We start from the raw sequence: 9,676 nt of genomic DNA, 5'->3' as shown, positions 1-9,676 counted from the left end.
GCGTGTACCGCAGCCACGAAGAGGCCAGACAGGCCATTTTCGAGTATGTGGAGGTGTATTACAACCGCAAACGGCGGCATTCCAGCCGGGGCTACTTGACGCCCTGGGAGGCGGAGTGCCAAGCTACGGCTGCTTAACTTCAGCGACGCAAAACCGAGTTAACCCCACTGTGCGGGAAGGCTGGCTGAAGGTGGGTGAGGACGGTATGACCGTCACCGTGGCTGTGGCGGCGGAGGTCGCCGCCCGACTGGCCCGTGGGGAAGGGAAGAGTGGGGCATTTACGCCCGCTGAGCTGTTCGGTCCTGCCCTGGCCCTCTCCGTCGGCCGCGAGTTCATCGAGGCCAGGGCCTGATATTTGCTCGTGCTGATGCCCCAGCCGCTACTTGAGCATGACCGGCTGCGCGTCGATCTTCATGCGCATCAGGGTGTAAGGCTTCACGCGTAGGTCCTTACCGAAGTGATACCCGCCCTGACGGTTGAGCTGGTTGTTGATGACGTACAGGTAACCGCCCTGAATGGCGAGCGTGTCGGGCCAGATGAGACGCGGGTCCCGCACCAGCGTTTCCAGTTCGCCCGAGGGCAGGCGGCGGGTCAGGGCACTCTGCTCGTAATTGGTGATGTAGACGCGGTTCAGGGCGTCTTCTGCCAGTCCGTCGGCGACGCCCTTCTCACCCAGGTCCTTGACCTGCTTCTTGACCTCGGCGTCGTTCAGATTGCGGTCTCGCAATGCAGCGGTGGGTACGGCGTACAACCGACGGGAGGAAGTAGGGGCATAGTACAGGGTGTTGCCGTCGGCACTCAGGGCAATGCTGTCGGCTCCGAAGCCCATATGGGTCGCCACGCCTCCCTTCGGGCGTTTGAACAGCGCCTGTCCGTCCACGTAAGGCACGAGCCCCGGCGTGGGTTTGACCGTGTCGTCCCCCGTCAGCTTGCGCCAGGACTGCCCGGATTCCAGATCCACGACGATCAGTCCGGAACCGGATTTCGCTCCCGAATCAGTGATGTACGCCACGCCGTCCTTACCCTGCCGCAGGTCGATGCGCAGGTCGTTCAGGTAAGTGTTGGGCAGCACCACATCCGCCGGAAAGTGGATGGTCTTGATGACCTTGTTCGTGTTCGTGTCGATGCCGACCAGTTTGGCGGCATTCTGCGCGAGCACCGGGCCGAGGTTATGCGTACCGGTATCGAGCACCCACAGGCGGTCACGGGCATCCACCATCAATCCCTGAACCCCAACGAACGTGGTGTCCATCCATTTCGGGTCGTGGGTATTCATGTCCCTGTTCGGGTAAGCGACCTCGCGCCCCCCTTTGATCTCCGCGAGGGAGAAGGGCACCTTGTCCTCCCAGGTCGGATAGGACACGAACACCCGGCCATGCGAGTTGACCGCCACGCCCACGGGCATGTGACCGTAAAAACGGTGGACGACTTCGAGCTTACTGCCGCCCAGAGTGGTGGGGCTGCGGGGAAGGGCGAGCGAGGGTGTAGCCAGAGCGAGGAGGGCCAGAGCGGTCAGTGGTTTCATGGTTCACCTGTGAACAGTCACCGGGCAGAGCGACCCAAAGCCAGCTCTGCCCGCGAGGGAGAGGTTATTCGTTGGGCTTGAGGATGACTTTTGTCCAGCCGTGACTACGCTCGTCAAAATTCTTGTAGGCGTCGGGGGCTTTCTCCAGCGGCAGGCGATGTGACACCAGGAAAGACGGTTTGGCACGCTCGGCATGAATCAGGTCACGCAGTTCGCGGTTGTAGGCCTTCACGTTGGCCTGTCCGGAACCCATACGCAGTCCTTTGAAGAAGAAATTGCCGATATCGAACGCGATCTGTCCGTGTTTCATCAGATCGTCCGGAGACTTAGGATCCTGCGGTACGAATACGCCTACCACCCCGATCTGACCAGTGGCGCGGGTTGTACTCACCAGGTTGTTCATGGTCAGGTTGGGAATTTCCTTGCCCCCGTGGTCATGGCATTGCCAGCCGACACACTCGCAGCCCTTATCGGTACCTCGCCCGTTCGTCAGTTCCATGATCTGCTCGACTGGGTCATGTTCGGCGTCGTTCACGGCGATGGCCCCAATCTGCTCGGCCAGCTTGAGTCGATCCTTGTGACGGTCGACGACGATCACCTGCCGCGCGCCCTGAATCATGGCGGAGTAGGCTGCCATCAGACCGACTGGCCCGGCCCCATAGATGGCGATGCTTTCCCCAGGCATCAGGTTGGCCAGGCGGGTGGCATGCCACCCGGTCGGAAAGATGTCGGCCAGCATCACGTAGTCGTCTTCCTTCTCGGTGGCGTCCTCGGGAAGTTTCAGGCAATTGAAGTCGCCGAACGGCACGCGCAGATACTGCGCCTGACCGCCCTGGAACGGTCCCATGTCCGCGAATCCGTAAGCCGCACCGGCCTGGCCAGGCACCATGGTCAGGCACGCGCCGGTCAGGCCCTTCTCGCAGTTGCGGCAGAATCCGCAACCGATGTTGAAAGGCAGGCAGACTTTGTCCCCCACCTTGATGCGGTAGACGGCCTTTCCGATCTCCACGACCTCACCCAGGTTCTCGTGGCCCAGCACACGGCCTTTTTCGATGTCGGTGCGGCCCTCGTACATGTGCAGGTCGGAGCCGCAGATGTTGGTGCTGGTGATCTTGACCAGCACGTCGGTGGGCTGCTCGATCTGAGGATCGGGAACATTGACCACCTGAATGTCTCGCGGGCCGTTGTAGATGACTGCTTTCATAGTGAACCTCGATGGTCGTTCCAGCATGCGTCGGGGCAGGCGGGGGGGACTTCAGGATCTGACGAGCACCGTCTCATCCTGCTCCCCGCTGGCAGCGCAGCGGGTACGTGAATGAGTGGGAGCCTCGCGCACCTGTCAGTTGGCTTTGGCGTTGACTTTACCGGCAAGCGCCGTCAGCGCCTGATCCGTTTCACCCTCTTCCTGCAGGGTAGCCTCCAGGAGTTTGACGGCCTTGGTCTCGCCGAGCAGACCAGCGTAGGTAACGGCCGTGCCGTAACTGGCAATTTCCAGATGCTCGACCCGCTGAGCAGCCATGATCAGGGCGGCGTCACGCACCTCGCCTGGTTCATTGGCGGTGATGATGTCATTGCCTTCCTTGACCAGACCCATCATCGCACCACTGACTTTGCCCAGGGGCGAAGCGCCCAGAGCGGTGAAAATCTGTTCGAGTCTCTTGACATGCTCTTCAGTCTGGGTGAAGTGCTGTTCAAAGCCCGCTTTAAGTTTGGGAGTCACCGCTGCCTGCGCCATGACCGGCAAGGCGATAAGAAGCTGCTGCTCGCCCGAATACAGGTCGCGCAGCAGGCCGAGGTAGAGGTCATTGAGGGTGTGGTATCGCATGCTTCAACTCCTGTCATTGGTGGTGAAGGGTGGGAGGGTTACGGATCTGTTGAACGTTGAACAGCATCGCAGAGCGGTAGGCAGCACAGGAGCATCCTGGGTTAAGGACGCCTTTAGAGAAAATGTTGGCCCCAGCCAGAGTCGCGTTAACCGGGCTTGATCTGACGATCCCGGTGCAGCCTCGTGTCGCCCACTTTTCCGGCCACCCCACCCACCCGCTGGTCGGGTGGGTGGGGTGGCGGTTACGGAGAAGCGGCACCCGTCAGCCTGGTTAGCCTCGCCTACACTGGAGGGAATGAGTGCTCCCCAGCTTCCAGACGGTTACGCCACGCTCCTGGGTGACCTCAAACAGCAGATTCGCAGCGCCCAGATCAGGGCGGCCCTGAGTGTCAAATGCGAACTGCTTCACCTCTACGGGCAGATCGGTCGGCTGCTGGTGGAACGGCAAAAGAATGCCAGGTGGGGCGCAAAAGTCCTGGATCAGCTCTCGGCTGACTTGCGCCGGGAATTCCCGGACATCAAGGGCTTCTCCACCACCAATTTGAAGTACATGCGCTCGTTCGCGGCGGTCTACCCGACTTCCAGAATGGTCAACAGGTTGTTGACCAATTGCCCTGGGGGCACCTGGTGACGCTGCTCAACACCGTGAAAGACTCAGTCCAGCGCGAGTGGTACGCCCGCGCGACCATTCAGCACGGCTGGAGCTGCAACGTCCTGATCCACCAGATCGAGTCACGCCTGATCGAGCGGCAGGGCAAGCTGAATGTCGTGGATGACCAGTTGCGGCACGAGCAGGACGCCCCCACCATCGGCCTGATCCTGTGCAAGACACAGGACAGCGTGACAGCGGAGTACGCCCTGCGCGGCGTGGACGAACCGCTGGGGATCGCCAGATACCAGCTCGCCGAGAGTCTCCCCGCTGACTTGAAGGGTCAGCTTCCCAGCATTCAGGAACTGGAAGCGGAACTGGCCACCCTGACCCCAGGCGGTGACGCTTGACTCTGCGATTCATTGGGCTGGGCGGCACCGACGAGGTTGGGGCCAGCTCCTACCTCTACCTGCTGAAAGAGGGCAACCTGCTGATCGACGCCGGACTGCGCCCCGGTCAGGTGGGCGACGCGGCCCTGCCGAAACTGGAACTGCTTTCTGAGCATCCCCCCACCGCCATGATCCTGACGCACGCCCACCTGGATCATGTGGCCGCCCTGCCGGTGGTGATCCGGCGCTTTCCGAAGCTGCTGATCCACTGCACCGAGGCGACCGCCCGTCTGGCCACCCTGGTGCTGGCCGACACCCTGAAGGTCAGCACCGACCAGAGCTACCCGATGTTCAGCGCCACCGAGATGAAACGCACCCTGGAACGCCTGCGCCCCACCCCTTACTTCGAGTGGGTGACGGACTACGGCTTCTCCTTCCAGTTCCTGCCGTCCGGTCACCTGCTGGGCGCGGCCAGTGTGCTGATCCGCAGTGGGGGCCGCCAGGTCTTCCACACCGGCGACGTGAGCAACGTCGCCACCCCGGTCGTCGATCCCGTCTGGATCCCCCAGCCGAATACCGTAGGTGAAGTGGATGCGGTCGTCTCGGAAGCGACCTACGGCGACACCCTGCTGCCCTCCAGAAAAGAACAGGTCAGCACCTTCATGAAAGCCATCGGCGAGACGGTACGCGGCGGCGGGAAAGTCCTGATCCCCTCCTTCGCGCTGGGCCGTGCCCAGGAGATCACACAGATTCTTCAGACCGGCATGGCCAGTGGGTTGATGCCGCCCGCACCGATCTACCTGGACGGCCTGACGCGCAGCATCACCGAGGCCTATGAGGGGATGCTGCCCCTGCTGCCGGAAGCCTTACAGAAACGGGTCAAGAGCGGCGGGAAACCCGCTTTTCTGAGCGGCACGGTGGAACTGGTGAAGGACAATAAGGCCCGCGAGCGAGTGATCCACTCCGAAAGGGCAGCCATCGTGATCGCGTCGAGCGGCATGCTCCACGCCGGGGCCAGTCCGCTGTACGCAAAAGCCTGGTTGCCCCAAAGTGACAATGCGCTGTTCGTGGTGGGCTACCAGGACGCCGAGTCCCCAGGGCGCAGGTTGCTGGAGCTCCAGCAGGGCGGCGAGGTCATGTTGCCGGACGGGAAGGGGGGCCGCGAAGCGGTCTCCGCCTACGCCAGGGTGGAACGCTTTTATCTCTCGGCCCACGCCGACCGGGGCGGGCTGATCGGCCTGATCGCGCGGTACGGGCCAGGCAAGGTGCTGCTGACGCACGGTGAGGTATCTCCCAGAACCAATCTGGCGGGTTATCTGAACTCCAAATACGACGTGAGCCTTCCCACCGCCGGAGAGGAGGTCGAACTGAAGGACAGCGGCAGGCGCAGAGGGAGCTTCATCAACACCAGCCCGAAGAAGCTGGAGGCCCTCAAGGAGAGGCACGCCCGCACGGCGGTGCAGGTCAGGTATGAGCCGGAAACACACGAACTCAGGATCAGCCTGCCCGAGAAACTGGACGGCTCGCTCTTCGGCGACGGTGAGTACACCCTGGAGGTGCTCAGGGGGAAGCTCAGCCGCATCAAGCTCAACCAGCGTGACCCGGACGCCCTGGCCGGGCAATTGGAAAGTGACGCCCAGGAAGTCACGGCCTCACCTGAAAGCACGGATCAGGAAATGGCCTGATAAGTAGCTGGCGGGTGAAGAGCGGGGTATACCTCAGCCCGACAGACTTGACGACGATGCACTTATGCATCTGAAGTATCCAGCCACCCACGACCCACCGCGTCAGCCAGCAGAGCCACGCCCAACCACTCGCCTTCTGAATTCGGAGCCAGCATCAGCTTGACCTGCATCTCGGGATTCAGGACGTAGTAGCCCAGCTTGACACGCTTCCAAAGTTTGCGGGCGGGCATGTAGCTACTCTCGGCTTCAGCGCGGGCCATGACATGATTGAAGTATTGGCGCTTGCGCCGTTGTTCTTTCAGCACACTGGCCGGAAAGTGTTCCAGGTTGGTCTGGAGGGCATTCACGAAAAAGCCCTCCCGCCGTTCCCAGAAGTCCCTTGGGGTCAGGTGCGGCTGGTTGAGCTTAGAGGAATACACGGGCCACTGGGCCAGCATGACGCTCAGGAAGTAGTATTCCGCGCCACTTTCCGCGAGTCGCACTAATTTGTCGCCTATCTGCACGTCGAGATGGGTAGGTTTCAGGCGTTCCCACAGCTGCCCAAGCTTGGTTCGGGCGTACTCGGTATCGGTCATGGCCTGCCACAGGGCCAGCATGTGTGGCATGCGTCCATGAGTATCGGTCTGCTCGATGTCCGCGCCGCGCTCCAGCAGGGCTTCGACCAGTGGCAAGTTACCTGCCAGCGTCGCCAGCATCAGCGGGGTCAGGTTCTCGGGCGTGCGGTGATCCACGCCGTAACGCTCGGTATCGGCCAGAATGGCCTTAAGGTTGCCCGTCTCATAGGGCTTACGGTACTTGTCCAGCACCGCCTGACGCTGAATCCGGCGATCTTTTTCGCTGTTCCGCAGAAACGACTGCGCGGGCTTGATCTTCAGTTTCGCCATTTCATCCAGCAATGCATCATCCAGGGTCAGCAGCGCGTAGTCGGTCAGCGCCCGCGCCTTCTTCACGTCACCGGGAGCCGCTCTCACCTCGCCCTGCATACGGGCCAGCACCTGCGGCGTCCAGACTTCCCAGGGTACGGGCTTTTGCTGCAAAATCCGCCGCCTGATGTCCCCAGCCTGCTCTTTTTTGCCCTGCAATTCCAGCTTGCGAGCTTCTCGCTCCCAATCGTCCCTCGACGCTTTTTTAACCTTCAACTGCTCGGCCTCGTTCCCCAGTTCCACCCCCAGCAATCCCAGGAGTGGGTGACGGGTGTCCGACTCGATGAGGGTCACGCGGTTGACCGCCCGTGTCACCGCCACATACAGCGCGTTCACATAGAACTTGTAAATTTCCAGCGACTTGTCGGCTTTGTCTTTGGCGCGGCGGTAGGTCAGCTCATCAGCCTGCAAGTCGGCCCGCGTTACCCCCTCCGCAATTTCGGCATAGGTCTGGCGCGACCCACTGATGAAGTTGTGCAGGATGATGTTGGGATACTCCAGTCCCTTGGCCTCGTGAACGCTGAAGACCAGTGGCGTGCCGAATGCCTGCCGCGCTGCGGCCTTGTCCTCGTCGCGCAGCACCAGCACGGCGTACTCGGTACTGTCGCGGGTCTGGTCATCAAGGTGCTTTTTGACCCGCTTATCGTCGGGCAAAAAGGTAACTGAGCCGGGGTCGTTCGCCACCGCCCGCACCAGAAAATTGCTCTCACGATCCACGCTACCAAAACGGGCGTGCTTGACCTTCAGGATGTCGTTCGCCACCCGCGTCACCTGCCCGGAGTTGCGGAAGTTCGCCTGCAACACGCTGATCTTCTGTCGCTCGGCCAGCTCGGGGGCTTTGTAGAGCAGGGTTTTGACCGCTGCCCAGGAGAAAAAATTGGGGTGGACGATCTGGTTCGAGTCGCCGCACAGCAGGAATTGCCCCGGCGACTTGAGGGTTTTGAGAATCAGCGCCAGTTGCGCCGCCGTGAGGTCTTGCACCTCGTCTACCACCACGAAATCGTAAGTGGGCGTCACGGCACTCAGGTACGCCGAGGCGAGCAGGCTGGAATCGTACAGGCGGGCCTCCTCCAACCACTTCAGGTATTTGGCGAAGAGGTCGTACACGCCAGGCCGCTGTTCGGCAGCGTAAATGCTCTGGCGAATGCCGAGGCTCAGGTACGCCTCACGACTCAGCGCTCCACCCGGCGAACTGCTCAGCACGCCGCGCAACTCCTCGAATAGTTGATGCGCGTCAGTGAACTTCAAGCCCGGCTGCCGCCCCACCCAAACGCGGAAATCCTCGAACGTCACCTCGCGCCCCGCCGGAACCCGAATGGTGCGGAGGAAATCGGCAAAGGAAAGAAAATCCACTTCCTGCGCCTCGTTCTCAAAGCCGTGCGCTCCATACAGCTCAGAGGCACTCTGCGCCAGAAACTTGGAGAGCGTGACATACAGCACCTGGCCCGGCATCTCGCGCAATTTTTGCAGGGTCAGCGCCGTTTTCCCGCTGCCTGCCGAACCCACCAGAATGACGGGCGCAGGCGTGCGGTATACCGCGTCCTGCGTGTCATCGAAGGAGATCACCTTGTCCAGCAAGTGAAATTCACTTCGGCTGGGATGGAGATAACGCACCCGCTGCGCTTCGGTGTTCACTACCGAGACGTTGAAGTCAGGCAGTTTGGCCTCATCTATGGCCGCACCACGCAGAAATCGAGACTTTTCGTACTGGTGCTGGTGAATGACTTCCAGCGCCATGCACACCGTCTCCGGGTCTTTCCCCTCGGCCTCGTGGCGCACGAAGGTCAGCAAAAGTCGGTTGGTATCGTCCAATTTGGCACGGTAATACGGCCCCTGTGCCAGCTTCTTGATGTCTGGCGTCCTGAAGTCATCGCGCTCAACCGCCTCCTGCACTTTTTTCAACTTGCCTTTGACTTTCCCAGCATCCAGGTCGCGGTAGGTGAGAAAACGCATGCCCTAACAATACTGATGCAGGGCCATCAGTTTGGCGGTGTGGCGTTCTAGTGGCAATTTCACACTAACCCCATGTGGTGTTGTCCAAAAAAAGCAGCCTGACACGTTAAACTACGGAAGTGACGACGTGGCAGGCCTTTTTGTATCGGGGCACAACCTATGACCTGTCGCACCTCGACTCCTTTAACCATGTGTTCGTCCAGGCGGCCACTGCCGAGAAGCCTGAGCGTCGCTACCAGGTGCGGGTTCACTTCGGGCATCACTGCTTTTCCGAGTCAGTCAAGCTTGGAGATGACCCGGCGCTGCTCTACCCGTTGCCGCGTCATGACCAACGCACCTTTGACTTCGTGCGCTGGGAGTTGTCGCAGCAGCTTCCAACCATCATCACCACCCTGATGCAGCGCCAGGTCTTCCACACTGGGCATCAGAACTTCTTCACCATTGAGCTGACGACCCATAGTGGCAATGCTGTCGAGTACGAAGTTTACTTCGAGGTAGACCGGGATTCCGGCAAGGGGCTGAAGCTGGTGGTTACCAGCGCCTTTCCCCGCGATCCAGCGCGAGTCCAGAACCGCCCAGCCCGCCGCCCGATGAAGCTGGCCCTGATTCTGCATAACGTGCAGGTTGGTAAGCTGACATCTTGCAGTTTCCAAAAGAGACGTGGACTGCACCCAAGAAGGCGGACAGGGGGTCAAGTCACATCTGGGCTTGATGATACTGGGCCGCAAACTCTGCCGGGGGCACGTACCCCAGACTGGAGTGTAATCGCCTCTCGTTGTACAGGGTT

9 protein-coding genes and 1 pseudogene are annotated in these 9,676 nt (G+C 60.9%); 6 read left to right on the top strand and 4 right to left on the bottom strand.

Annotation, left to right across the window (positions count from 1 at the left end; all coding sequences use genetic code 11):
- Both E5Z01_RS18435 and E5Z01_RS19670 read left to right on the top strand, forming a co-directional pair.
- On the top strand, positions 1 to 137 hold a 137-nt coding region (locus tag E5Z01_RS18435; protein ID WP_167758014.1), incomplete at its 5' end, for an IS3 family transposase.
- A gap of 68 nt (positions 138 to 205) precedes the next feature.
- A complete protein-coding gene (locus tag E5Z01_RS19670) occupies positions 206 to 352 on the top strand; it encodes a hypothetical protein (protein ID WP_167758013.1) in 147 nt (48 codons plus the stop codon).
- Positions 353 to 379: 27 nt separating this feature from the next.
- On the opposite strand, the gene E5Z01_RS18430 is transcribed toward E5Z01_RS19670, so the two are convergent.
- From E5Z01_RS18430 to E5Z01_RS18420, 3 genes are all read right to left on the bottom strand, one after another.
- Positions 380 to 1,525 (bottom strand): L-dopachrome tautomerase-related protein, encoded by a 1,146-nt coding sequence (locus E5Z01_RS18430; RefSeq protein ID WP_135230711.1) that lies wholly within the window; start codon positions 1,523 to 1,525, stop codon positions 380 to 382.
- Between the two features lie 64 nt (positions 1,526 to 1,589).
- Complete coding sequence (locus E5Z01_RS18425; RefSeq protein ID WP_135230710.1) at positions 1,590 to 2,729, bottom strand: glutathione-independent formaldehyde dehydrogenase; 1,140 nt, start codon at positions 2,727 to 2,729, stop codon at positions 1,590 to 1,592.
- A gap of 135 nt (positions 2,730 to 2,864) precedes the next feature.
- A complete protein-coding gene (locus tag E5Z01_RS18420; protein ID WP_135230709.1) occupies positions 2,865 to 3,350 on the bottom strand; it encodes a ferritin-like domain-containing protein in 486 nt (161 codons plus the stop codon).
- A 295-nt stretch (positions 3,351 to 3,645) separates the two neighbouring features.
- On the opposite strand from E5Z01_RS18420, the pseudogene E5Z01_RS20130 reads away from it, so the two are divergent.
- The 3 genes and pseudogenes from E5Z01_RS20130 to E5Z01_RS18410 all read left to right on the top strand — a co-directional run.
- A pseudogene (locus E5Z01_RS20130) lies at positions 3,646 to 4,040 on the top strand (DUF1016 N-terminal domain-containing protein); the annotation flags it as partial.
- Positions 4,041 to 4,118: 78 nt separating this feature from the next.
- Positions 4,119 to 4,349: a PDDEXK nuclease domain-containing protein gene (locus E5Z01_RS20425; protein ID WP_420810863.1), complete on the top strand. Its 231-nt coding sequence runs from the start codon at positions 4,119 to 4,121 to the stop codon at positions 4,347 to 4,349.
- Entirely contained in the window at positions 4,346 to 6,013 is a 1,668-nt protein-coding gene (locus tag E5Z01_RS18410; protein ID WP_240738575.1) for an MBL fold metallo-hydrolase, read from the top strand. Before E5Z01_RS20425 ends, E5Z01_RS18410 begins: the two co-directional genes overlap by 4 nt.
- 62 nt (positions 6,014 to 6,075) lie before the next feature.
- Here E5Z01_RS18410 and E5Z01_RS18405 read toward each other — a convergent pair whose 3' ends face one another.
- Positions 6,076 to 8,889, bottom strand: coding sequence for a UvrD-helicase domain-containing protein (locus E5Z01_RS18405; protein WP_135230708.1), 2,814 nt, complete (start codon positions 8,887 to 8,889; stop codon positions 6,076 to 6,078).
- A 119-nt stretch (positions 8,890 to 9,008) separates the two neighbouring features.
- On the opposite strand from E5Z01_RS18405, the gene E5Z01_RS18400 reads away from it, so the two are divergent.
- A partial coding sequence (locus E5Z01_RS18400; protein ID WP_135230707.1) for a hypothetical protein occupies positions 9,009 to 9,676 on the top strand: 668 nt, incomplete at its 3' end.

The sequence above is a fragment of the Deinococcus fonticola genome (genome assembly GCF_004634215.1).
GTDB classification, from domain to species: domain Bacteria; phylum Deinococcota; class Deinococci; order Deinococcales; family Deinococcaceae; genus Deinococcus; species Deinococcus fonticola.
The sequence above is the reverse complement of the archived record's forward strand: the minus strand, read 5'-3'. Positions and strand labels throughout refer to the sequence as shown.

Excerpts from the sequence above, each read along its gene's own strand:
- E5Z01_RS18430 (WP_135230711.1), bottom strand. The coding sequence starts at position 1,525 with ATGAAACCACTGACCGCTCTGGCCCTCCTCGCTCTGGCTACACCCTCG.
- E5Z01_RS18420 (WP_135230709.1), bottom strand. The coding sequence starts at position 3,350 with ATGCGATACCACACCCTCAATGACCTCTACCTCGGCCTGCTGCGCGAC.
- E5Z01_RS18405 (WP_135230708.1), bottom strand. The coding sequence starts at position 8,889 with ATGCGTTTTCTCACCTACCGCGACCTGGATGCTGGGAAAGTCAAAGGC.
- E5Z01_RS18425 (WP_135230710.1), bottom strand. The coding sequence starts at position 2,729 with ATGAAAGCAGTCATCTACAACGGCCCGCGAGACATTCAGGTGGTCAAT.
- E5Z01_RS19670 (WP_167758013.1), top strand. The coding sequence starts at position 206 with ATGACCGTCACCGTGGCTGTGGCGGCGGAGGTCGCCGCCCGACTGGCC.